This window comes from Candidatus Poriferisodalis sp., assembly GCF_965208555.1.
Taxonomy (GTDB): domain Bacteria; phylum Actinomycetota; class Acidimicrobiia; order Acidimicrobiales; family Poriferisodalaceae; genus Poriferisodalis.
In genome coordinates, this window is sequence record NZ_OZ242342.1 from 79,006 (window position 1) to 103,023 (window position 24,018).

Genomic DNA, 24,018 nt, shown 5'->3' on the forward strand with positions numbered 1-24,018 from the left:
CATCCAGCCGATGTCGAGGCACGCTGCGATGAGCGAGCTGGCAGAACCCGCAGCGGGTCCGCCGGCGAGTGGGCTCATCTCGCGCAGCCACCTCGGCATCGACCCGTTCGAGCTGCGCCTGCCGGCATCGCTGGCTGAAGCAGCGGCCGCAGTGGCGAACGGCTCCTGGGCGCATGCCGGCGGCATCGACGTGGCCCAGCGCCTACGCGCCGGGGAGGTTGCCGACGAGCTCGTGCCTCTGTGCGCTCCGCGAAGATCGGCAGGTGCCGGACTCGAACGGCTCACGGAGATCTCGCTCGGCGAGCGGTCCCTCTTCATCGGCGCCGGTGTCTCACACGCTCGCATCGAGTCGGACCCACTGGTGCAGGCACACCGTCCCGACGTGGCGGCCGCATGGCGGACGATCGGCAACGTCAGGATCCGCGCCGCCGGCACGCTCGGCGGCAACCTGGCGGCCTTCCATCCCGGCTACGACGCTGCACCGATACTTGCGGCTGCCGGCGCCGAGCTGATCGTCGCCGAGCCTGACGGCACCGAGGTTCGCTGCGCCGTGGCCGACGTGCCACGGCATCGGCTGATCGTGGGGTGTGAGATACCGCTGTCGGGGCGCGTCGTCTATGACCGCTCGCTGAAGCCCGTCGTCTCAGTGGCTGTCGGCGAGCAAGCCGTCGCCATCGGCTGCGCGTATGCAGCGACGTGCGTGATCCCGCATGGAGCGGCCAACCCCGAAGACGTCACCGCTGCGGTTGCCGCGCTCGGTGACCCGATCGAAGACGCATTCGCCACCGCTGCCTACCGGCGCCGGATGATCGACGTGCTCGTGGATCGGTGTCTGCGGATGCATGCCGACCCAAGTACATCCCGAGACGATGACGGCATCGGCAGTCCTGCGAGCCCATCTGATCTGGCGTCCGACACTGCCCCGTCGGATGCCTCCTCGCGAGACAGCGCCGCGAGCACGGCCCATGTGGAGATGCACCCCAGCGGCGAACCATTCACTGCGGCCGCGGCGCCCGTCGTCACTCCCCCATCGGACGGCGCCGTACACGTGGGGATGCGTCTCAACGGCGAGTCATTTGCCGCCGCGGCGCCGCCGTCGGAGATGCTGGTGGACACCATCCGCACGAGGGCTGGTCTCGGCGCCACCCGGGTCGGTTGCGATCAGGCGGTGTGCGGGGCCTGCACGGTGCTCGTGGACGGCGTGCCGACGGCGTCGTGCTCGACATTCGCCTGGCAGGCCGACGGCCGCAGCGTGCTCACCATTGAGGCTGCCGGAGCCTCAGTCGGCGCCAACGCTCACGACGATGTGGCATCGATCCTGCCGATTGTCCAAGGCACCTTCGCCGAGAGCAGCGCCTTCCAGTGCGGCTACTGCACTCCGGGCCTGATCCTGGTGGCCGCTGCCTTGCTCGCCCGCCATCCCGATCCCGACCGAGCCACCATCTGCGATTGGCTGGATTCCAACGTCTGCCGCTGCACTGGCTACCTGATGGTGATCGAAGCGGTCGAGGCCGCCGCAGCGGCACTGGGAGAGCACGCCTCTACAGACGTCTCTGCAGGAAGTGCGGCATGACTCGCTCCGATGCTGCCCTGAAGGTCTCCGGCACGGCGCCCTATGCGGTCGATGTGACCCTCGGCGGCATGCTGCATGCCAAGGTGCTGCGCTCCCCCCATGCCCATGCACTGGTCACGCGCATCGACACCACCGAGGCTGAAGCAGCCCCCGGCGTTCGGGCCGTGCTCACACGTCGCGACCTGCTCGACGCGGACACCTGCGAGCGCTGGGCCGGCCAGGACGCCCGCCTGCGCATGCCCCAGCGGCCCCTGGTGGCCTCGCACAGCTACGGCTACTTCATCAAGGACCAGCCGATTCTGGCCCTGGACCGTGTGCGCTGTATCGGCGATCCGGTGGTGGCCATCGCCGCCGACACCGAGCTGGATGCAGCCAGAGCGCTCTCACTGGTGAAGGTCGACTACGAACCGCTGCCCGCCGTGACGGGCTTCGACGAGGCCCTGGCTCCCGGAGCCACAGAGCTGTTTCCCGAAGCACCGCTCGCCATGACGCCGAAGTACGGCCAAGGTGCAAGCGGAGGCGCCAGGCCGCGGCCGAACGTCTGCTACCGCTTCGGCTACGAGACCGGCGACCCTGCCGCATTCGACCGCTGCGACCACGTCTTCACCGACGTGTTCAACTTCGACGGCCGTCAGCAGCACCTGCACCTGGAGCCGTTCGTGACTGTCGCGAAGTGGATCGGTGCTCGCTGGACCAGCGCACGACAGCCCGAGGCAAGACAGTCCGACGACGCAGCGACGCAGCATCTCGACGCCAGCAGTCGGCTGGAGCTCTGGTCGAGCTGTCAGAACCCGTTCCCTGTTCGCAAGGAGATGGCCCGCCTGCTGGGCATCGGCGAGCAGCGGGTACGCATGCATGTCGGCTACCTCGGAGGCGGCTTCGGGGCGAAGAACGGCTGCAAGACCGAACCCGTCGCCGCGTTGCTGGCGCTGAAGGCCGGGGCACCGGTGCGCTACTGCCTCACCATGGACGAGGGCTTCTGGACGATGCGCCAGCACAACGCCCGGCTCACGCTGCGCACCGGCGTCATGGCCGACGGCACGCTCGTGGCCCGCGACGCCGAAGTGCTGCTCGACGGGGGCGCCTATGCGGACGCCAGCCCACTCGTTGCGGAGAAGGCCGGCTACCGGGTGGCGGGGCCGTACCGCTGGCGGCACATCCGGTCGGTGACCGACGCCGTGCTGACCAACACCACGCCGGCCGGCCCGTTCCGGGGCTTCGGCGGCACGCAGGCCAACTTCGCGTGCGAGAGCCAGATCGACATGATCGCTGACCGGCTCGGCCTCGACCCCGTCGAGCTGCGGCGACGCAACCTGATCGGGCTGGGCGAGCCCTACGTGCCGGGCGAGTCGGCCATGGACTCGGACCTGGTCGAGGGTCTGGACCTGGTAGCCGACCGCATCGGCATGAACGAACAGCGCCCACCGGGGAGGGGGCGTGGCGTGGCAGTGGGATTCAAGGACTCCGGCGGCGTGAACAAGCCTGCGCAGGCCCGCGTGAAGGTGGCCACCTCGGGCGATGCCTGGGTGCAGTGCGGCACTGTCGAGATGGGCCAGGGCGCCCAGACCGCCCTGCGAGAGGTTGCAGCGCGGGTGCTCGGCGTGAGCCGCGAACGGGTCCACGGGTCTGACATCGACACCGACCACACGCCCTTCGACCAGGGCACGAACGCATCCTCAGCCATTTCGGTCATGGGCCAGGCAGTGCAGAAGGCCGCCGAAGCGGCCCGGCTGCGCGTCCTGCTGTTCGCCGCAACGGCACTGGGCGTTCCGCTCGAGCGCGTCGAGTTCCAGGATGGACTCATCATCGCGGCTTCCCCGGACGGCTCGGGCGAGCCCGAACGCGTCCCGCTGGCACCGCTGGTGATGGGCTTCTACGGCGGCACCGGCTACGAATTCACCGGCGAGGGGTTCTTCAAGGCACCCGGCGAGAGCCGTGCGCCACTGGAATCTCCCTGCGTGTCGTGGGAGTACGGCTGGGGAGCTGCGGAGGTGTCGGTGGACGCCGAGACCGGCGTGGTGACCGTTCACCGGCTGGCGGTGTCGGGCGATGCGGGCGCGGTGCTGCACGAGGGTGCCTGCCGTGGCCAGGACGAGGGTGCCGCGATCATGGGCCTCGGCGGCGCGCTGTTCGAGACCATGCGCTTCGACGGCGCTGTGCTCGCCAACGGCCGCCTCGTTGATTACCGGGTGCCGCGGGCCAGCGATGTGCCAGCAGAGTTCGTGTCGATCACCCAACAGCAGGGGCACGGGCCGGGCCCGTTCGGCTCCAAGGGTCTCGGCGAGGGCGCGATGCTGCCGGTCGCGTCAGCCATCGCGAACGCCATCGCGGATGCGACCGGGGCGAGGGTCACCTCGATGCCCCTGACCGGCGAGACGGTGCTGGCTGCACTCGACGCAGCGCGGGAGCAGCAGTGAGCGCATCGGCGCAGCCTGGATGGGCCATTACCCATGTGCGTCACATCGCTCTCAACTGCAGCGCTTTCGACGAATGCCTCGACTACTACGCGGGGCCGTGGGGGCTGGAGCGCCTCAGCGACTCGGATGACAGCACGGCGGTGCTGCGGGCCACCGGTCCGGAACACCACGTGCTGGAACTGCATCGCTCCGACAGCAACAGCATCCACCACCTGAGCCTCGGGCTCGCCGATGACCGAGCTGTGGACGCCGCGGCCATGGGGCTCGGGGCCGCTGGCGTCACACTGCTGGGCGAACCGGCCGCCCTGGACCGGCCCGGCGGTGGCTACGGCTTCCGCATTGCCGACCCGGAGGGGCGCATCGTGGAGCTGTCGGCCTGCACCGATGCCGTGCCAGCGGGCCTCGTGCAGCCCACTCCCGTCAAGATCGCCCACATCGTGCTGAACACCGCCGACATCGAGTCGCTGAGCGCGTGGTGGTGCGACGTGCTGGGTTTCCGGGTGAGCGACTGGAGCGAGCGCCAGATGGTGTTCCTGCGCTGCAACAGCGATCACCATTCGATTGCCTTCAACCGGGCCGAGTGGGCATCGCTGAACCACGTGGCGTACGAGGTTCCCTCGCTGGATGCGTTCATGTCGTCGATCGGCCGCCTCAAGCGTGCGGGCCACGATGTCGGCTGGGGCCCCGGCCGGCACGGTCCGGGCAACAATGCGTTCGGCTACTTCGTGGACCCGGCAGGTACCGTGCCCGAAGTCACCGCCGAGGTGCAGCAGGTGGACGAGGCCACCTGGGTGCCGCGCACCTGGCCGCGCACGCCTGAGCTGTCGGACCGCTGGGGCACCGCCGGACCCCCGTCCGCCGAGATGCGACAGTCCATGGCGGGAACCCCTGACGCCTGACTCTCTCAGCGTGAATGCAGCGCCGGCTCACGTTCGACTCGCTTGTAAGACGCGCCCGGGTCAGTCGAGCTCGCGGAGCGAGGCTGCGGCCCGATCCACGGCCGATTGATCGCGGCCGATCAGCACCACAGCGGCCTGAACGCTGGCGTCAGCAGCCGCCGCAAGACGGTCGTCTTCCCGCTGCCAAAAAACCGGTGAGCAGCGCGACCCGGATACCTCCATCCGGGGCGACGGCCGCGCCGCGCCGAGCTGCCGTGATCGAACTGACTACGACCTGCCATTCGGCGTCCAGCCGGCTCAGCGCAAGGGCCTTGCTCAATACGCTCGTTGTATGAAGCGAGTTCTTGCATTGGCCGCAGTCGTCGCATTGTTCGCCAGCTGCGCAGTCGCCAGCGATACCGAAGGCGGAGCTTCCTGGTGCGACCATTTCGAGGAGTGGCGTTCCTATGACGCCAAGCATTCGGGTATCGAGCGTCAGTACCGCGATCTGCCCGATGTCAACGATTGGCCACCCGGCGAACTGAGCCGCTGGGGCGCATACCTCCGACGTCGCAACGAAGCAGCGGAGGCAATGTGGGCAGCGGCACCGGCAAGTATCTCGACTTGGGCTGATGTACGTGCCGCCTGTGGCTGACCCAAGAACTCATCAAGGCTGACAAACCGCTGGGGCACGGCCGGTTCACCGTCGGCCGAGATGCGCGAGCACATGGCCGGAGCGGCCGACGAACCACCGGGCCTGCGCAGCCGAATCCTCGACTAGCAGAGCTGCTCCAAGGACGCAGCTGCGCTGTCGACAGCTTCTCGGGAGCAACAGATAAGCACTACCGCCGGCTCATGCACGTCAGCTGCGGGCACGATGCGCCAGCTCCGGCCCACAGCCTGCACCTCATGACAGCTTCCATCCGGGCTGGTGAACCACCCCTTCGCCCGTAGCAGAGAGGGCGGCTCCGATTCGAACCAGCGAGCAATCGCAACCACCTCCCACGTCCCCGCTGGTGTCACGACCGCAGTCGCCACCTCGAAGGGGTGCTCACCTGCATCGGCGGGTAACGTCGCTCCTCGAAGGGCAGCGCCGAGCAACAACCGGGGGTCGATGCGACCGTGCACCGCAGGTACGACCATACGGCCGGGCGCGAGCTCGCCGAGTCGGTCAGTGAGGTCTGCAACTTCGTCGCCACCGACTTGGTCCACCTTCGACAGCACCACTAGGTGAGCCACGTCGATCTGGCGACGGACGGCGGGTGCGACGCGCGGGTCGCTCAACTGGGAATCCAGTTGCTGGGCGTCCGTCACTGCGACGACGCCGTCGAGCACGCAGCCCGCGGCCCCTTCGACGGCCAATGCCAGCGTGGCGGGATCGGCGACTCCGCTGGCTTCCACCACGATGGCATCGCTCGTCTGGGAGCTGGCTAGCCGCTCCAATGTCTCGGCCAGGTCGTCCACCAGCGCACAGCACGCGCAGCCATTGGTGAGCTCGACCCGATCGGGTGTTCGCGACGCAACCGGCAGTCCCCCGATGACGGCGGCATCGATGTTCACGGGTCCGATGTCGTTCACGACTGCGGCGATGCGCAGCCCGGCTGGCTCAACCAGCAGCTGACGGAGCACCGTGGTCTTGCCGCTGCCGAGGAAGCCCGTCAGCACGGTGACACCGACATCTCCGCCGCCACCGTCGCCGGGCCGTCGGCGCGCCGCTGCAATCGAGCCAACCACAGCCTGCCATTCGGCGTCCAGCCGGCTCATCAGTAGATGCGCGGCACGATCCGCCAGCGCACTTCGGCGCGGTACTGGTCCCACAGCGGGCCGTACTTGGCGGCACAGCGCCGGTCGTCGGCGCGCTCACGCGGCACCAGCAACGCCACGTAGTACAGCGGGTACAGCCACGGCGCCAGCATCGAGGGCCGACCGAGCGCGAGGGCCAAGCCCACGCCCATGGCGATCTCGCCCAGGTAGTTGACGTGGCGTGACACACCCCAGAAGCCGCTGACCAGCACCTCGCGCTCGCCATCAGAAAGCGCCTTGGGGGCAATGCCCAAGAACGCCCGATCGGGTTCCCGTTTGAAACGGTGTTTCTGCAGGTTCGCCCCGCGGGCCAGCACCCACCCGCCGAAAAACACGACTGCGGCAACGACCAGCAGCCACGCTGGGGCATCGGGATTGGCGAGATCGGCGACCGCCCACAGACCGACGGCGTAGAAGTACGGGTACCAGAACAGGCACCCCCAGATGAGTTTGAACCCCACGCGCTCGGCGAACAGGTCGTAGGTGTAGAGGTGAACGCGCTCGAAGATGAGGTAGTCGCAGACGAACCAGCTCATCAGCACTACGTAGAGGGCGATGCCGGGTGAGGGATCGTCCCTGAACGCATCCCAGTGGTGCGCTGCGAACGAGAGCACGTTCAGCTCGAGCAGCACGGCGCCGGCCAGGTAGAGGTACATCTTGGCGTCGGCCCGGCCGCCGAACGGCTGCGGGTTGGCCCGGCGCCCCAGGTACAGCTCGGCCAGCAGCCCTCGCCCGCTCGAAGGTGCGCCGAGCACTGTGGCGGCACTCGCCCCGAGGCCCAGCACGAGTGCGCCGAGCGCGCTCGGCCAGCGCTGCTGCCAGAGCCAATCCCAGGGCATCAGGCCCGTCACGCACACGGTCCACCACACGGCCAGCGTGACCGCGAAGACTCCCAAGCCGTTGATCCGGTACTGCAGAACCTCGCCGGTGCGCTCGTGGCGCGCATAGCCCGCCATGCGCCGCGCCGGCAGCACCAAGTGCAAGGCGCCGACTGCGGCGAACACGACCCAGGGTGCGAAGAAGCCGGCCACCGCGTCGCTCATGTCAGGTGCTTCGTGTCCCGGGCAATGAAGCGGATGGCTGCCTTGCGGGACACCGCGCGTCCCATGAGCTGTGCAGCCAGGCGGTTGACGCGTCCGGGCACCACCCGTGGGCCGCGGTCCAGCCGGTCCAGCGTCTGGCGTGCCGCTTCTTCGGGGGCCAGCATGCCGGGCACGTCACGGCCGAAGGTCCGGGCATACCCCGGCGTGGGCATGGCGCCGGCACAGCACGCCACCACGTCGATGCCGAACGGCCGGAGCTCGTACCAGAGGCTCTCGGCGAGATGGGTGTTGAACGCCTTGGTTGCTGCGTACACGGCGACGTGCGGGGTTCCCTGCAAGCCGGAAAGCGACGACACCAGCACCACGGCGCCGCGGCCCCGTTCGCACATGGCCGGCGCCAGCGTCTGCACGGCGCGCAGCGGGCCGCGCACATTCACGTCCACCGCATGCTGGATTGCCTCGTCGGTGTTGCTGAGAAACGGGCCGATCGGCACCGATGCGGCGTTGTACACCACGATGCCGATGTCCAGGCCGGCAGCCGCATCGGCGAGAGCGGCCGCGTACGCGTCGTCGGCCAGGTCCAGCTCGACGCAGCGCACCTCGACCGGGTGTGTGCTCTGCAGCCGATCGCGTACTTCGGCCAGCACGTCCCCCCGACGGGCCAACAGCATCAAGTTCATGCCGCGAGCCGCGAGTTCGGCGGCGAACGCAGCACCGAACCCCTCTGAGGAGCCGGCCACGACGGCCCACGCCCCGTAGCTGTCGGGAAACGAGCGGCGCCGGCGTCTCACGAGGTGGGTTCGCCGCCCAGCACCGTGCCGGCGATGCCGATGTCGCGCAATGCCATCGGATCGACCTCGTAGGGGTCGTCGTCCAGCACGGTGAAGTCGGCCAGCTTGCCGGCCTCGATCGACCCGAGCCGGTCGTCGCGGGCCAGCACATGCGCGGCGTCGACGGTGATCGCACGCAGGGCCCGGTCCACCGAGATGCGCTCCCCCGGCGCCATCACCGTCTCGCCGTCGGCGCCCACCCGGTTGACGGCACACCAGACCGCCAGCAGCGGCTGCAACGGCGTGACGACCAGGTTGAAGTCGCTGTGCAGGGCGAACGTAACGCCGGCCCGCTCCAGCGAGCCCAGCCGGGCAGTGGCCTCGCTGCGGTCGGGCCCGAAGCCGTGATCGGCATGCAGCTGTGCCCGGAAATGCACGAAGTAGCAGTTGACGCTCGCCAGCCCGCCCAGCGCAGCGAGGCGCTTGGCCTGCGCAGGCGTGGAGATGCAGTAGTGCTCGATAGTGAAACGGTGATCGAAGCGCGGGTGCTCAGCTTGCAGGGCCGCCAGTGTGTCCAGCGTCATGTCCACCGTGCGGTCGCCGTTGGCGTGGGAGTGGATCTGCACACCCGACTGCCAGAAGGGCCGCATCCGCTCCGCCATGTCCTCCCACGGCACCTCGCCGGTGTGCGCGGTGTCCTCGTCGAGATAGCCGGGCGAGTTCATCACCAGCGTCATCGACGGGTACGAGCCGTCGTTCACGTACTTCACGCCGTGGGTGTTCAGACGGTCGTCGCCCTCGGCCCGCTTGCTGGCCAGGAAGTCGAGCATGTCGTCGCCGTAGTTGCGTCGCAGCTTCGGCTCGAAGGGGATCATGAAGATCCGCAGCGGAAAGGTGCCCTCGGCGATCGCGGCCGCGTGGTCGTCCCATTCGGGCTCGAAGCCGTCGGCCATGCCCCACACCAAGTCGGCGGTGGTGGTGACGCCGGCGGCGCGGGCCACCGCCCCCATGCGGTCGATGGCGGCCCGTCCCGTGCCCGGACCGAAGATCGAGGCCGCGACAGGCCGGTTGGCCCGCGCCGTTGCCTCGGTCTCCACGAACCAGCCGTTCAGCCGGCCGTCCGGGTAGCGACCCAAGCCGTGACCGACCGAGTCGTCGTCGACGCCGATGAGGCCGAGCATCGGCGTGTTGGCGTACACGATGTGCGGTGCGTAGGCGCACACCCACAGCGGCACGGTGTCACTGATGGCGTCGAGCATGTCGCGGTCGAGGTGCCCGGCTTGGCTGGCCGGGTCGTAACCCCACGCCGTCAGCGGCTCCCGTGGGTCGCCGTGCTCGGCAACCAGCGCGCGCAGCTGGTGCACCACGGCGTCACGGCTGGGCAGGCCCTTGCGCAGCCCCGTGGGCGACGCCGAGTCGATCGGCCCGACGTAATGCAGCCCCATGTAGGTGCCGCTGAGACGCAGGTGCGTATGCGGGTCGATAAAGCCCGGCATGATCACCTTGCCGACGTAGCGGTCGTCGACCTCGTAGGGGTTGCGCCGCAGCCACGGCTGCATCGACCTGATTGATCCCACCGACACGATCCGGCCGTCGGCCACCGCCACGGCTTCTGCGTGCGGCCTGCCGGGGTCCATGGTGTGGATCCGGGCCGCCGGGTACACCGTGATCTGTTCCATGCGCCACCCCGCTGGTGCCGTGGGCGTCCCACCCGGTTCTAGTTCAGCGCACCGACGAGATGAAGCTCTCCAGTGCGGCAATGTGCTCAGCGGTGCTCTGCAGGTTCGCAGCGGGGTTGCCGCCCCACTCGCACGTCGTGCTCTGGCAGTTGATCGAGAAGTGGCTGAACCCCGCATCTCGGGCGCCGTCGACGAGCGCTGTCCATCTGTCCGGGCCGATGCCCAGGTTGGCCTCGCCCTCCAAGGCGAAATCGGCCGGATCGCGCCCCTGGTCGACGAGCAGCTCCCGCAAGCGATCAGCCAGCGCGACGGTGTCGGGACCCGAGTCGCCAAAGGTGAAGCCGTCGCCGAGACGGGCCGCCCGTCTCAGCGCCGCCGGGGTGTAGCCGCCGAACCAGATCGGGATGCGCCGCTGCGGCCGGGGGCGGATGCCAGCACGGTCGATGCGGTGGAACTCGCTGGTGTAGTCGATGACGTCGTGCTCCCAGAGCGCCCGGATCACGGTGATCTGGTCGTCCAGCAGTGCGCCGCGCTGCTCCCAGTCGGCACCCAGCGACTCGTACTCGACGTAGTTCCAGCCGGAGCCCACGCCGAGCCGGAAGCGGCCCCCTGACAGCAGGTCCACCTCGGCTGCCTGCTTGGCGACCAAGGCGGCCTGGCGCTGCGGGAGGATGATGATGCCGGTCTCGAACTCGATCGTGCTGGTCACCCCTGCCAGGTAGCCGAAGAGGACGAACGGCTCGTGAAAGTCGTCGTGCTCGGTGTAGGGACCCCAGAACGCCGGCTCACGCCCGGCGTGCTCGGCGCCCAGGACATGGTCGTAGGTCACGATGTGCGAGTAGCCCAGCGACTCAGCCGCTTGCGCCCAGTCGCGCAGCGCGATCGGGTCGGTGCCGATCTCGCACGTCGGCAGAACAGCGCCGAACTTCATGTGCCGTCGCCGTGCCGGCTCAGCCCAGGATCCGGATCGGCACGCTGCGCGGCCCCCGCACGGGGCCGACCGACCACGGGACCTCGCTCGGGTCGACCGCGAGCTCGAAACGGGGATAACGGCGCAGCCAGGCGCTCAGGCCGACCTCGAGTTCCATACGGGCCAAGTTCGATCCCAGGCAGCGATGCACGCCCACCCCGAAGGCCATGTGGCGGTTGTTCTCGCGGTCCAAAATGAACTCGTCCGGCCGGTCGAAGTACTCGGGATCGCGGTTCGCCGAGGGATAGGCCAGCAGCACTCGCTTGCCGCCCGACACCGGGCAGCCCGCGATGTCGGCGTCCTCGGTGATGTATCGAGCGATGGTGACCGGGCTGTAGAAGCGCAGGAACTCCTCGATGGCGGTGGGCATCAGCTCGGGCTCGCCCACGAGCCGCTCGAGGTCGTCCGGATGGGTACCGAGATGCAACAGCATGGAGCCCAGCGTCGACCACGTGGTGTCGATGCCGCCGAGCATCAGCACGAACAGCGCACCGATGCGTTCCTTCCGGGTGAACGGCCGCGTGCTGCCGTCGGGTGACTCGGCTTCGGCTCGCAGCACCGTGGTCACCAGATCATCCGGCGCGCCGTCACCCAGCTCCTCACGCTCGTCGAGCTGGTTGGCGAAGAACTCCTGGACCTCGCGGGCAGCCCGCCGTGCGATGTCCAGGTCGATCTGGCCTTCCTTGATGACCCCGTCGACCCAGCGCCGGAAGCTCGGGCCCATGTCAGCCGAGACGCCGAACAGGTGGCTCATGACCTCGACGGGCAGCAGCTGTGCGTAGTCCAAGGCGCCGTCGACGAGCGTGCGATCCCCGATGCCGTCGAGCAGACGTTCGGCCATGGCCACGACGGTCGGCTCCAGCTCGGCGGTGGCCTTCGGGCTGAAAGACGGCAGCAGCGGCCGGCGGACCGGGCCGTGCTCGGGCGGGTCCAGCGTGATCGGCGACAGGTCGAGCTTGATCTTGTCCGGGTGATTCGTGTTGACCGCCGTGACCCGGTTCGAGAAGGTCTCGGTATCTCGAGCGGTCTTGGTGATGTCGTCGTGACGGGTCACCAGGTATGCGCCGTAGAACCGCTCGGTGGAAGCGACGGGGCAGCGTTCACGCAGGTCAGCCATGATCTCGGGGCCGCCGGCGGCCCACTCCTCGCTCAGGTGATCGAAGTCCGTTGCCCAGTCGGCGACAGGCGGTCGTTCTGACATGTCGGTCGGCACTCCACTCCTGACACCCGCCGATGGTTTGCGGCGGTCCGTTGCGGACGCTGCCAGCGATCCGCACGGGTACCGATGGTATTCCGCCAGTGGCTTGCTGCGCCGGAGTTCCCGGGCGACCGGCTCGGCGGGCAGTTCCGACGTGCGTTCGGCACGGCGCACGGCCACTGCGTCGGTACGGCACCGCGCGACCACCGCGCCGGTCGCCAGGATGCACGGCCGCTGCGTCGGCCTGACACGGCGCGTACCGTGGTGACGTGCCGCTCGACGTCATCGGGATGATCGGCGTGTCGCCGCCCAAGGACGACTCGACCGTGCATGTCATCGAGGGCGGGCTGTCCCGCCAGTTCCTCGAGGACTTCAGCCGTGCGCACGACGAGGCCGGCTTCGACCTGGTGCTAGTGGGCTACACGTCGACCTCGGCCGATGGCTGGGCGGTGGCGACCCACGCCGCTTCGGTCACCGAGCGGCTCGGCTACCTCGTCGCGCACCGGCCCGGCTTCGTGGCGCCCACGCTGGCCGCCCGCAAGGCAGCCACCTTCGATCAGCTCAGCGACGGCCGCTTCGCGCTGCACATCATCGCCGGAGCCAGCGACACCGACAATCAGCGCGACGGCGACTACCTGCCGAAGGTTGACCGCTATGCCCGTGCCGGCGAGTACATCGACGTGATGCGCCGCACGTGGACCTCAGCGGAGCCATTCGACCACGAAGGGACGTACTACCGATTCAGCAATGTGCGCGCCGACGTGCAACCGCTGCAGCAGCCGTCGCCGCCGATCTTCTTCGGCGGATCCAGCGAAGAGGCATTGGAGATGGGCGCTCAACGATGCGACGTGTATGCCATCTACGCGGAGCCTCGCGCCGCAGTGGCAGCACGGTTCGAGGACTTCCGCCGCCGGGCCGCTGCGTACGGGCGCACGCCGCGTTTCTCGATCAGCGTCCGGCCGATTCTGGGCGACACCGAGGGCGAGGCGTGGGATCGCGCTCACCGCATCCTGGGCGGCATCGAGGCCGCTGGCACCGACAAGCTGACCGTGGCGGGCAGTCATCGGGGCAAGCCGTACGACCACGGTGGTGAACGAATGCTGTCCTATGCCGCCGCGAGCGATGTCCACGATGAGCGGCTATGGCTCAAGATCGCCGAGGCCACTGGTGCTCCCGGCAACACCTCGTGCCTGGTCGGTACTGCTGAGCAGGTGGCCGATTCCATCCTGCGGTACTACCAGCTCGGAATTCCGGCAGACGGCGGGGTGAGCGACGTGGGCCATGTGCTGATCCGGGGCTTCGATCCCTTCAACGACGCCGTCGACTTCGGCCGCGAGCTCATTCCCCGCATCAAGGCGGGTGCTGCCGAGCTCGATGCGCGAGCGGCGCAGGCTGAGTCCGGCTCCCGGGCGGATACGGCGCTCGCAGCCGCGGACTAGACAGCGTGCTGGGCGAAACACCGACCACGAAGGCCGGCCAGAAGCACCGATGAACAGGGGAACCTGATGCTGGACATGGATCTCTCGGGACGGGTGGCGCTGGTGACCGGCGCTTCCAAGGGCATCGGCGAGGCCTCGGTGCGGCTGCTGGCCGACCACGGCGCCGCGGTCGCATTCTGCGCCCGTGGCGCCGAAGCGGTAGATGCCCTGGCCGCGTACGTGCCGCCGTCGGGATCGGGCTCGGTTCAGGGTTACACCGCCGACATGGCCGATGCCGACGCCACGCAGGCATTCCTCGAGGCGGCCACCGCCGATGTGGGGCCCGCCGACATCCTGGTCAACAACGTGGGCGCCTCGCCGTCGCGCAACTTCCTGTACATGTCCGACGACGACTGGACCGATCTGCACCAGCTCAACCTGATGTCGGCGGTGCGCTGCACCCGCTTCTGCCTGCCGCACATGCGCAAGCAGAAGTGGGGCCGGGTCATCATGATCGCCACCGGTGCCGCGTTCTCGCCGAACGCTGCGCTCATCGACTACGCCGCCACCAAGGCAGCCATGGTGGCCACCGCCAAGGCGCTGGCAGGCAAGTACGGCGCCGACAACGTGCTCACCAACACGGTCATCCCCGGGCTCATCCGCACCGACATGTGGGAACGCGCAGCCGCCGAGATCGCAGAGGCCAACAACACCGACGCCGAGGCGATCTTCGCCCGCAATTCCACCGGGGTCCCGCAAGGCCGCTACGGCACAGCCGACGAGGTCGCCGCCGGCGTGGTGTTCCTGGCAAGCAACGCAGCGAACTACGTCAACGGCACCTGCCTCACCATCGACGGCGGCGTCGGCACCCACGTCTGACCTGAACACCTGTCTGCGTTGCTCTGAAACTGATCTGAGCCGCGGGCTAGCTTTCAGGTCGCCAATCTCGCTCACGAACTCGCAGACCAAACAGGAGCACCGACATGGCGCACGCCTACACCGACAAGGGCCTCGAGATGCAGGAGGCCGTGAAGTCGTTCATGGACGACCACATCTACCCCAACGAGGAGGAGTACAACGAGCAGTACGAGGAGCTCGTAGCCGCCGGGCAAGTCCACGCCACCCCGGCAATCATGGAGAAGCTCAAGGCGGCGGCGCGCGAACGCGGCCTGTGGAACCTGTTCATCCCCCACCTCGACCCGCAGGCGCCGGGCACGAAGCTGTCCAACCTGGACTACTCGCCGATCTCCGAAGAGCTCGGCAAGGTGTCGTTCAGCTCCGAGGCGCTGAACTGCGCGGCACCTGACACCGGCAACATGGAGATTCTGAACCTGTACGGCTCCGAGCGGGTCAAGCAGCAGTACCTGGCACCGCTGCTGGAGGGGGAGTTCCGCTCGACCTTCTCGATGACCGAGCCCGAGGTGGCCAGCTCTGATGCCTCCAACATCCGCCTGCGGATCGACAAGGACGGCGACGAGTACGTGCTGAACGGTCGTAAGTGGTTCTCCTCGAACGCGCTGCGGCCCGAGTGCAAGGTGCTCATTGTGATGGGCAAGAACGACCCGGACGGGCCGCGCCATCGCCAGCAGTCGATGATCGTGGTGCCTCGCGACGCCGAGGGCATCACGGTGGAACGCGACCCGCTGGTGTTCGGCTACCACCACCGGGGCGGTCACCCCGAGTTGGTGTACGAGAACGTGAGGGTGCCCGAGGACCACATTCTGGGCGGCGAGGGCGAGGGCTTCGCCATCAGCCAGGCCCGGCTGGGCCCCGGACGCATCCACCACTGCATGCGTTCGATCGGCGTGGCCGAACGGGCGCTGGAGTACATGTGCAAGCGGGCGCTCGAACGCCACACCTTCGGCAAGTCGGTTGCCCAGCAAGGCCTCATCCAGGACTGGATCGCCGAAGCACGCATCGAGATCGACCAGGCCCGCGAGTACGTGCTGCATGTGGCACATCTGATGGACACCATCGGCAACAAGGCCGCCGCGCAGGAGATCTCCGGCATCAAGGTGGTGGTGCCCAACATGGCGCTGAAGATCATCGATCGGGCCATCCAGGTGCACGGCGCCGGCGGTGTCACCCAGTTCTTCCCGCTGGCCGAGATGTACGCCCAGATGCGGACGCTGCGGATCGCTGACGGCCCCGACGAGGTTCACAAGATGACCATCGCCCGCCGCGAACTCCGCCGCCACGATCCCGATTTCAGGATGTCCTAGGACATCCTGAACATCAGACACTGCGGATGGCGTAAGCCGTCCGGAACATCAGACACAGCAGGTTGGGCTAGCTCTTGAGCCGTTCTGACAGCGTGTCCAGCGTGCGTCGCACCTCGGCCAGCACCGTCGATGAGTCGTCGCTGGGACCGACCGGCGCGTGCAGGCGCACCCGGCTTCCCCCGGGTACCTGTTCGAGATCGAAGCGCCAGGCGTCCGCAGGCACGTCGAGCGACTCGATGGCGGCCCGAACCGCGTCGGGCTTGGCCTTCAGATCGATCTCGTCGACGACGCCTGGACCGCTCTGCGATTTGGTCCGGCCATAGCGATCGAAGTAGGCGATGTCGGCAGCCGGGTAGCGCCGTGACGTCGGCGTGAAGTCGGTGCCGATCGTGTAGGCCACCGGGAAGAGGCAGATCTGGGTCACGTGGTCCGGCAGCTCCAGCAGCTCGGCGACTGCCGGCGCCTCGTTGAGGTACATCGTGGTCCACACCGTTCCCAGGCCTCGGCTCCGGAGCGCAACCATGAAGCTCCACGCCGATTGGATCACTGAATCGAACAGCCCGGGCCGTCCGCTGCCGTCATGGCGTCCGAGGATCGTGGGAATGACGAGCGCCGGCGTCCTGGCGATGTTCTCGCCGAGATGGCGGGCGCCCGCCATCAGCCGTTCGTTCTGGTGGCCGCTGCCCTGCAGACGCTTGGCAGTCTCGATGACCCAGTCGACGCCGGCCGACAGGTAGAGCTCGGCCATCCGGTCCTTGGTCTGCTGATCCCTGATGATCATCCAGCGACGGCTGCCGTTATTGCCCCCGGTGGGTGCCTGCTCGGCCACATCGATGCAGTCGAGAATGACCTGGTCCTCGACCTCCCGGTCGAAGTCGAGACGCTGGCGCACGCCCCGGGTCGTCATCAGCGCGTGATCGACGATCGCCTGGTAATCAGGCGTGCCCGGTGCGAATGTCGGCTCATCCATCTGCGGCGAGGGTAATCGCGGCGCTTATGGAGACTGCTGGTGTGAAGGGCCTGCAGAACTAGCGTGAGGCCATGCTCACGGCCGATGAGGTCGCGTCGTTCAGCACTGATGGCTTCGTGACGGTTGACTCGCTAATCGATTCGGATCTGATCGAGCCACTCAGGGAGCGGTTCGAGCGGCTGTTCCGGGGTGAGTTCGAAACCGGCATCTCGCCCGACGAGGTCAACTGGCTGGCGGGCCGCGACGATCCGACGCTGACGAGACAGATCTGCAACGGCTGGAAGGCCGACCGGCTGATCGCCTCGACCGTGCTCGATGCCCGCCTCGGCGAGACGGTGGCCAAGCTGGCCGGCTGGCCCGGTGCCCGGATCGTTCAAGACAATGTGCTGTGGAAGCCGCCGGGCGCCCGGTCGCTGGGATTCCACCGCGACAACGCCTACCTGGCCTGGTACACGCCGACCGAGATGTTCTCGTGCTGGATCGCGCTCGACGACACCGTCGCCGGCGGCGGCACCATGGAGATAGCCCGGGGATCGCACCGCTGGCCCACACAAGGCGACCAGATGGGCGAGTTTCATGCCCCCGACGACTACCGGGCGACGGTCAGTGCGGCAGCGGAAACTGCCGGTGCCGCTCTCGACCTCGCGCCGGTGGAAGTACCGGCCGGCGGCGGGTCGTTCCATCACGGGTGGGCCTGGCACGGTTCGGGGCCGAATGAGTCCGATCGGCACCGGCGGGCGCTCGTGCTGCACTGCGCCAGCAGCGAGGCCCGCTTCAACCGGGACGGCTTCGGCGAGGGCAACGGACCGATCTACTCCCGCTACGCCCGCCTTACCGACGACGAGATGGACGAGAACCACTTCCCGATCCTGTGGCGGCACGACGGCTACCGCACGCCCGGCATCTAGCGGGCATCAGCAGCAACCCGACGCTTGCGACGTCGCCGATATCAGCAGCAGCCGGATGAGAGCGCCTAGCGTCAGCGAGCAGCGGGGGGAGGCGCAGCGATGGCACTGACAGTGCAAAGTTCACCGGCAGTCAACGACTACCGGCACCTCGTGCAGGACGACCGGATCCACGGCAGCCTTTACACCGACCCTGCGGTGTTCGCGGATGAGATGGAGCGCATCTTCACCGACGGCTGGGTGTTCGTGGGCCACGAATCCGAGGTGCCCGACGTCGGCGACTGGGTCTCGCGGCGGCTGGGCACCGAGCCGGTGCTGATGGTGCGCAACGGAGACGGCGGCATCAGCGTGGTCGCCAACCGCTGCGCCCACCGCGGCACCACCTTGTGCCCGCAGAATGACGGCAACAACCGGAACTTCCGGTGTGCCTACCACGGGTGGACCTACGACCTCGACGGCACGCTGCTGGGAGTGCCGGGACCGAAGGGCTTCCACAAAGACACCGCTGATCTGGGACTGGATCGACCCGGCCAAGTCGATGACTACCGGGGCTTCGTGTTCGCCAACCGCAGCGGCACGGCGGGGTCGCTCGCCGATCACCTGGGGGCGGGCGGCACTGATCTCATCGATCGGACCTCCAACATGTCGCCCTCGGGCAGCGTCCGCCTGTCCGCGGGCTGGATCGGCCAGCGGATCGACTCGAACTGGAAGATGTGGCCCGAGAGCGACCACGACGGCTACCACCTCAATTTCACCCATGCGTCGATGGCCCGGGCCGTGCCCGACACCTACTACGACGAGATCGTGATGACCGGCGAGGAGGCCTCGGAGTCGGCCACACGCGCCTACGACGGGGGCCACCTCGAACTCGACTTCCGAGGCAGCTACACCCGCGAGCTGGCCTGGCTCGGCACCACTCGCGAGAAGGTGGCCAGCTACTGCGATGCCCTCGAGCAGTCCTACGGACCCGAGAGGGCCAAGACGATCATGTGGGACGGCCCGCCGCACGCACTCGTGTTCCCGAACCTGTTCCTCGCCGAGATGAATATCGCCCGAATCGAGCCGGTCTCGCCGGGCGTCACGGTGCACCACCACACTCCCCTGCTCGTGGATGGCGCCGACGAGAGCGTCAACCGGCGACTCGTGCTGCAATCAGAAGCGGCGATGGGCCCCGCATCGTTCTTCCTGACTGACGACGCGGTGATCGCCGAGCGCATGCACCGGGCTTTCCAGGGGGCCGCCGTCGGCGACGACGCCTGGGTCGATCTCAGCCGGGGCCTCGAGCGCGAGCACGTCACTGACGGTCAGCGTTGGAGCGACATCACCGACGAGACCACCAATCGCGGCTTCTGGCATCACTACCGCGATGTCATGGCCAACGTGCTGGGCGACCGGCAGAACAGCGCCTGAGCGGCCGCCATGGCGACCGTCGACGAGCCGACGCGTCGCGAGATCGACGCATTCGTGTACCTCGAAGCCCGGCTCGCCGATGAATCTCGCTACGACGAGTGGGAAGCACTGGTCACCGACGACATGCATTACTGGGTGCCGTTCGGCCCCGGCGACTACGAGCCCGGCACCCGGGTCAGCTACATCAACGACAACCGAGCCCGCCTGGCCACGCGTATCCGCCAGCTCGCAACTGGTGTCCATCACGCACAAGACCCGCCGTCATCGATGCGCCGGGTGGTGTCGAACATCGAGATCCTGAGGGCCGAGGGCGACGAATTCGAGGTCGGCAGCAACTTCGTGCTCTACGAGCACGCAGTCCAGGCCACGGGCCACCTGCGCCTGTGGGCGGGACGCACCAGGCATCGCTTGCGGCGCACGCCCGACGGGCTGCGCATGGCGGCCAAGACGGTGGAGCTGGTGAACTCCACTTCCCCGCTGCCGAACCTGCCCTTCATCATCTGAGGGGCACTGTTTCCCGCTCTTGTTCCCAATCTCGAATGAGTACGGGCTCACAGGCCGCTCGGGCCACGGCTTCGCCTTCCGGCTCAGCCTCTAGTCGAACTTGGGCGGTCGCTTCTCCACGAAGGCCCGCTGGGCCTCGCGGGCATCGCTGCTGTGGAACGTCTCGCCTTCCAGGCTGAGCGACAGCGGCAGGATCTGGGCCGACATCTGCCGGATCCAGTTGTTGATGGGCACCTTCGACGCGCTGATGGCCTTCTGCGGTCCTGCGGCGAGCTGCCCGGCTTTCTCCAGCGCCGTGTCGAGGATTGCGTCGTCGTCCACCAGGAAATTGACGAGGCCCATGTCGTAGAGCATCTCGCCGGTGACCCGCTCGCCGGTCATCAGATGCCACTTGGCCCGGTTGACGCCCATCAGCAACGGCCAGATGACCTGGCCGCCGTCGCCGGCGCCGATGCCCATGTTGACGTGCGTGTCGGCGAACACCGAGCTGTGGCCGGCCACCACCACATCGCAGAGCAGGGCGATGTTGGCGCCCAAGCCCATGGCGTAGCCCTGCACGGCGGAGATGATCGGCTTGCGCAGCTCGAGCAAGTGGTCGACGATCTGGCGTCCTTCTTCGAAGCTAACTGCCGGACCGCCGGTGTCGCTGAAATCGCCGCCGGCGCAGAATGCCCGGCCGGTGCCGGCGAGCACCACCACCTTCACGTCGTCGTCGGTCTGGGCGTCGCGGGTGAACGAGGCCATCTCGTGATGCATCTGCCCGTTCACGGCATTGAGCCGCTCGGGCCGGTTCAGCGTGACCACGGCAACGCCGTTGTCTCGCTTGTCGATGAGCATTGCCTGGTAGTTCGCTTGGTCCAGCGGCATGACAAGCCTCCCCGTGTCTTAGGCCACTTGGCTGGCGCTCAACGTACTGCGGTGAGACTGTGTCTGATTGTCCTCACCGTGCAGCGGTGAGGACTCGACCCACTTGGGTGTGGGGCCGGCCGACGATTCGCTCGTAGTTCGCCGGGTCGGTGGCACCCTCGGTGACCATAATCAGCACGGTGGCGCTCGCCGGGTCCTCCAGCGCCGCTGAGCCCTCCTCATCGGCCAGGAGCGCCCGCACTCCGGCCAGCGAGGCGCTTCCGGTCTCGCCGGCGACTACTTGGGCGTCGGCCAAGTCTCCCATTGCTGTGCCTGCAGCGTCGCTGTTCACCGAGACGCACCACTCGACGCCGCTCGCCATCATCGGCCACGCCAGCGGCGACGGCACCCCGCAGTTGAGGCCGACCATGATCGACCGATGCGGGCCGGGAGTCTCGGTGATCTCGCCGTTGATGGTGGACAGCTGGACGCAGTTGGCGTCGTCAGGCTCTACCGATACCAGCACCGGACGGTGAGCGCCGCTGCGGAAGTGAGTGACGGCAGCGGCCATGAATGCACCGACGCCGACGGGCACTGCGACCAGATCGGGCGATGCGATGCCGTTGGCGGCCAGCGCATCGTCGACTTCGGCGAAGATCGTCGTGTAGCCCTCCGCGACATTGGCGGGGATGGTCTCGTAGCCGGGCCACGAGGTGTCGGACACGACGAGACAGCGATCGCCGGCCATCTCGGCACTCTGTTCGATGGCGTCGTCGTACGTGCCGTCCACGACGGTCACGGTCGCGCTCTCGCCCTCGATGGCGGCGATACGAGCCTCCGATGTGCCGTCGGGCACCAGGATGTGCGCGTCGAATCCCAGCAGGCGCGCCATGAACGCGACCGCCCGGCCGTGGTTGCCGTCAGTTGCCGCGGCCAGGGTCATGGGCCTCAAATGGGCCAAGCTGGCTGCCAGTTCATTGATGTTCGCCCACGGCGGCGGCTCCCCGCCGATGTGCTCGCAGATGGCGCGATACGACGCCCACGATGCGCCCAATATCTTGAACGACGGCAGGCCCATGCGCTGCGTCTCGGCCTTCACCAGCACGCGCCCCACGCCGAGACTGTCGGCCAGCCGGGGAGCATCCACGAGCAGCGTCGGTGCGTATGCAGGCAACCGGCGATGAAACGCCATCACTTCCGGCGGCACTGCCGGCCAGTTGCGGCCGTCGAACAGCGGGTTCCGGTTGACCAGAGCGCCCATTGCTGACCTCCCTCAATCCAGAGACTCAGTCGAGCTCGTCGAGTGCGGCGAAGAGCCGCTGCGCCTGTTCGGCTGCCTTGGCCCGCACCTCGGCGGGGTCGACACGCGTCGCCGTGCCCCCTGACAGCACCTGCTCGCCGTCGATCGTGACGTCGAGCGGGTGCACCCCGGGCGTGTAGGCGAGATGCCACGGGTCAGCGCTGGGATAGGACCAGCGCACGGTGTCGTTGCGGGCTCCGGGCATCAGCTCCCAACCCTGGGCGAGCCACTCCCACGGCGGATCCGGCGAGGCGGTGACGTCGTGCTCGCGCAGCCGGGCGTAGGCCACCCGGAACTCGTCGAGCATGTCTGAGCCGATGCCGTCGGTGCCCAGCGCAATCGGGCTCGTGGCCGCGAAGCGCACCGGATCGGCGTAGCCGACCGCGTTGTTCATGTTGGAACGCGGGTTGTGCACGACGGTGCCGCGCAGACCGTGGTCGTCCTGCAGGTGCACGCCATGGATCAGCAGCCAGCGCTCGTCGGTGAGGCCGGCCAGCCTCATTGCGGCATCAGCGTCGGGCGGGCCCTCGGCGACATGAATGTGCACGCCGACGTCGTGGCGGCGAGCCATGTCGGCCGCCGCAGCCAGCGTGTCGTCGGTGCACGTGAAGGCTGCATGAACGCCCACGTAGCCGCGGCCGCCGGCGGCGAGAAAGCGGTCGTTCTCCGCCAATCCCCGCCGGGCCCCATCCGCTCCGTGACGGTCGGTCACTCCGTAGCAGCAACTGATCCGCACCCCGACTTCGGCGCAGGCATCCGCGATCACATCCAGCGAGCCCTCGATGGCGTTGGGAGACTCATGATGATCGACGATCGCCGTGCAGCCGGTCTCCAGCGCTTCCAGAGCGCCCAGCTTCGCCGACCACTCCAGCATCTCCAGGTCGAGCGCTCGGTCGAGGCGCCACCAGACCAGCTCGAGGATCTCAGCGAAGCCTCCGGGCGTGCGCGGCGGTGCCGGCATGCCCCGGGCCAGCGCGGAATAGAGGTGGTGATGCGAGCACACCAGTCCCGGCGTCGTCGCACCCTCCTCGCTCACGGCTGCGAGCGTAACCCCGGCCCCGGTGCCGATTGGGCAGATTCGGCAGAGCCAGGAGCAGGCAAGTCAGGCGGGCGGGCGTGGCTCCGCTACCGACGGAACGCCGGAAGGATCTCGACGAGGCGACCGAGCTGTGTGTCGACGTTCGGCGACGCCAGCCGGATGCAGATGTGCCGGCAGCCTGCGTCGATGTAGCTCTGCAGCCACGCCGTGATTTCATCGGCCGTACCGGATTTTGTGCCCATGATCCGGCGCAGCACTTCGATCTGGACGCCGTAATACAGCATGGCGTGCTCAGCCACTTCGGCTGCCGCGGTGTCGGGCTCGCCGATGTTGACGGTCAGGTAGGCCGCAGCCGCGATCGACGCCGGATCACGGCCTGCGTCGGCCGCATGACTGCGCACGGTCGCAAGCTGATCGGCGAACGCGTCCACTGCGGGGGCGGTGGGGAACCATCCGTCGAAGTGCCGGCCGGCACGTTCAAGCCCGCGAGGCCCCGAGCCGCCCAGCCACAGGCGCGGCCCGCCCTCGCTGACGCACACCGGCTGCAGCCGCTGCTGCGTGGGTGTGCCTTCGGCTCGCCAGAGCTCGCGGGCTCGATGGACGATCTCCATCATCCGGGTGCCCCGACGACCGTAATCGGCCCCGACCAGATCGAAATCGGTGCTGACCTCTGCTCCGGGCGGCCCTGCCCCCACGCCCAGGATGAGGCGGCCGCCGGACAGCGCGTCCACCGTGGCAGCCTGCTGCGCGAGCTGCTCGGCACTGCGCATCGACGCCAGCAGCACCGCCGTGCCGAGATCGATGCGTTCGGTGGCAGCCGCTACGGCCGCCAGCACCGAGAGCGGCTCGGCCCGCGGCTTGGCCAGCAGGGAGTCGCCGATCCACGCAGCGTCGAAGCCGAGCTCTTCGGCTCGCACGGCCCAGGCCACCAGCCGCCGGGGATCGCCGTCGTGGGGCGGGTACATCGCCAGCTCACGCGAGGGCAGGAGCAGGCCGAAGGTGACTGATCCAGGTGAGGTCATGGCGAGAACTCTGCCACTCCCGTCGCCTGGGCGCGGTGAGGAGGGCTCAGG

The 24,018-nt window shown here is 68.2% G+C and carries 21 protein-coding genes; 10 read left to right on the forward strand and 11 right to left on the reverse strand.

Translation table 11 applies throughout. From position 1 onward, the window contains the following. Positions 1-28: 28 nt before the first annotated feature. The 4 genes from ACOGXE_RS00670 (at position 29) to ACOGXE_RS00685 (ending at position 5,523) form a co-directional block, all read left to right on the forward strand. Complete coding sequence (locus ACOGXE_RS00670) at positions 29-1,573, forward strand: 2Fe-2S iron-sulfur cluster-binding protein (RefSeq protein WP_419932040.1); 1,545 nt, start codon at positions 29-31, stop codon at positions 1,571-1,573. Next, entirely contained in the window at positions 1,570-3,990 is a 2,421-nt protein-coding gene (locus tag ACOGXE_RS00675) for a xanthine dehydrogenase family protein molybdopterin-binding subunit (protein WP_419932041.1), read from the forward strand. The genes ACOGXE_RS00670 and ACOGXE_RS00675 overlap by 4 nt, the downstream gene beginning before the upstream one ends. Next, positions 3,987-4,889 (forward strand): VOC family protein, encoded by a 903-nt coding sequence (locus ACOGXE_RS00680; protein WP_419932042.1) that lies wholly within the window; start codon positions 3,987-3,989, stop codon positions 4,887-4,889. The genes ACOGXE_RS00675 and ACOGXE_RS00680 overlap by 4 nt, the downstream gene beginning before the upstream one ends. A 331-nt stretch (positions 4,890-5,220) precedes the next feature. Continuing rightward, positions 5,221-5,523, forward strand: coding sequence for a hypothetical protein (locus ACOGXE_RS00685; protein ID WP_419932043.1), 303 nt, complete (start codon positions 5,221-5,223; stop codon positions 5,521-5,523). Between the two features lie 122 nt (positions 5,524-5,645). On the opposite strand, the gene ACOGXE_RS00690 is transcribed toward ACOGXE_RS00685, so the two are convergent. The 6 genes from ACOGXE_RS00690 to ACOGXE_RS00715 are packed head-to-tail and all read right to left on the reverse strand — an operon-like array spanning position 5,646 to position 12,334. Beyond that, on the reverse strand, positions 5,646-6,632 hold the full coding sequence (locus ACOGXE_RS00690; protein WP_419932044.1) for a CobW family GTP-binding protein: 987 nt from the start codon (positions 6,630-6,632) through the stop codon (positions 5,646-5,648). Beyond that, positions 6,632-7,714 carry a DUF1295 domain-containing protein gene (locus ACOGXE_RS00695; RefSeq protein ID WP_419932045.1) on the reverse strand — a complete coding sequence of 361 codons (1,083 nt, stop codon included), beginning with the start codon at positions 7,712-7,714 and terminating at the stop codon, positions 6,632-6,634. The genes ACOGXE_RS00690 and ACOGXE_RS00695 overlap by 1 nt, the downstream gene beginning before the upstream one ends. Further along, complete coding sequence (locus tag ACOGXE_RS00700; RefSeq protein WP_419932046.1) at positions 7,711-8,505, reverse strand: SDR family NAD(P)-dependent oxidoreductase; 795 nt, start codon at positions 8,503-8,505, stop codon at positions 7,711-7,713. Before ACOGXE_RS00700 ends, ACOGXE_RS00695 begins: the two co-directional genes overlap by 4 nt. Then, complete coding sequence (locus ACOGXE_RS00705; protein ID WP_419932047.1) at positions 8,502-10,163, reverse strand: amidohydrolase; 1,662 nt, start codon at positions 10,161-10,163, stop codon at positions 8,502-8,504. Before ACOGXE_RS00705 ends, ACOGXE_RS00700 begins: the two co-directional genes overlap by 4 nt. 43 nt (positions 10,164-10,206) lie before the next feature. Next, on the reverse strand, positions 10,207-11,094 hold the full coding sequence (locus ACOGXE_RS00710; RefSeq protein ID WP_419932048.1) for an LLM class F420-dependent oxidoreductase: 888 nt from the start codon (positions 11,092-11,094) through the stop codon (positions 10,207-10,209). A 19-nt stretch (positions 11,095-11,113) separates the two neighbouring features. After that, on the reverse strand, positions 11,114-12,334 hold the full coding sequence (locus ACOGXE_RS00715; RefSeq protein WP_419932049.1) for a cytochrome P450: 1,221 nt from the start codon (positions 12,332-12,334) through the stop codon (positions 11,114-11,116). 266 nt (positions 12,335-12,600) lie between these two features. Between ACOGXE_RS00715 and ACOGXE_RS00720 the strand changes: the two genes are divergently transcribed. From ACOGXE_RS00720 to ACOGXE_RS00730, 3 genes are all read left to right on the forward strand, one after another. Next, positions 12,601-13,770: an LLM class flavin-dependent oxidoreductase gene (locus ACOGXE_RS00720; protein WP_419932050.1), complete on the forward strand. Its 1,170-nt coding sequence runs from the start codon at positions 12,601-12,603 to the stop codon at positions 13,768-13,770. 66 nt (positions 13,771-13,836) lie between these two features. Continuing rightward, a complete protein-coding gene (locus tag ACOGXE_RS00725) occupies positions 13,837-14,628 on the forward strand; it encodes an SDR family NAD(P)-dependent oxidoreductase (RefSeq protein ID WP_419932051.1) in 792 nt (263 codons plus the stop codon). A 104-nt stretch (positions 14,629-14,732) separates the two neighbouring features. Further along, entirely contained in the window at positions 14,733-15,971 is a 1,239-nt protein-coding gene (locus ACOGXE_RS00730; protein ID WP_419853607.1) for an acyl-CoA dehydrogenase family protein, read from the forward strand. 67 nt (positions 15,972-16,038) lie between these two features. Here the strand turns inward: ACOGXE_RS00730 and ACOGXE_RS00735 are convergent, their stop codons facing one another. Further along, positions 16,039-16,941 (reverse strand): nitroreductase family protein, encoded by a 903-nt coding sequence (locus ACOGXE_RS00735; protein WP_419932052.1) that lies wholly within the window; start codon positions 16,939-16,941, stop codon positions 16,039-16,041. 71 nt (positions 16,942-17,012) lie between these two features. Between ACOGXE_RS00735 and ACOGXE_RS00740 the strand changes: the two genes are divergently transcribed. The 3 genes from ACOGXE_RS00740 (at position 17,013) to ACOGXE_RS00750 (ending at position 19,760) form a co-directional block, all read left to right on the forward strand. Beyond that, entirely contained in the window at positions 17,013-17,849 is an 837-nt protein-coding gene (locus tag ACOGXE_RS00740; RefSeq protein ID WP_419932053.1) for a phytanoyl-CoA dioxygenase family protein, read from the forward strand. Between the two features lie 99 nt (positions 17,850-17,948). Next, positions 17,949-19,256, forward strand: coding sequence for an aromatic ring-hydroxylating oxygenase subunit alpha (locus ACOGXE_RS00745; RefSeq protein WP_419932054.1), 1,308 nt, complete (start codon positions 17,949-17,951; stop codon positions 19,254-19,256). A 9-nt stretch (positions 19,257-19,265) separates the two neighbouring features. After that, positions 19,266-19,760 (forward strand): aromatic-ring-hydroxylating dioxygenase subunit beta, encoded by a 495-nt coding sequence (locus ACOGXE_RS00750; protein WP_419932055.1) that lies wholly within the window; start codon positions 19,266-19,268, stop codon positions 19,758-19,760. Between the two features lie 90 nt (positions 19,761-19,850). Here ACOGXE_RS00750 and ACOGXE_RS00755 read toward each other — a convergent pair whose 3' ends face one another. From ACOGXE_RS00755 to ACOGXE_RS00770, 4 genes are all read right to left on the reverse strand, one after another. Continuing rightward, the gene (locus tag ACOGXE_RS00755) at positions 19,851-20,627 is read right to left on the reverse strand and encodes an enoyl-CoA hydratase-related protein (protein ID WP_419864872.1); all 777 of its coding nucleotides are present in this window, start codon (positions 20,625-20,627) and stop codon (positions 19,851-19,853) included. 73 nt (positions 20,628-20,700) lie between these two features. Further along, positions 20,701-21,867 (reverse strand): diaminopropionate ammonia-lyase, encoded by a 1,167-nt coding sequence (locus ACOGXE_RS00760; RefSeq protein ID WP_419932056.1) that lies wholly within the window; start codon positions 21,865-21,867, stop codon positions 20,701-20,703. A 25-nt stretch (positions 21,868-21,892) separates the two neighbouring features. Next, on the reverse strand, positions 21,893-22,942 hold the full coding sequence (locus ACOGXE_RS00765; protein ID WP_419932057.1) for an amidohydrolase family protein: 1,050 nt from the start codon (positions 22,940-22,942) through the stop codon (positions 21,893-21,895). Between the two features lie 89 nt (positions 22,943-23,031). Then, a complete protein-coding gene (locus tag ACOGXE_RS00770; protein ID WP_419932058.1) occupies positions 23,032-23,967 on the reverse strand; it encodes an LLM class flavin-dependent oxidoreductase in 936 nt (311 codons plus the stop codon). Positions 23,968-24,018: the final 51 nt, after the last annotated feature.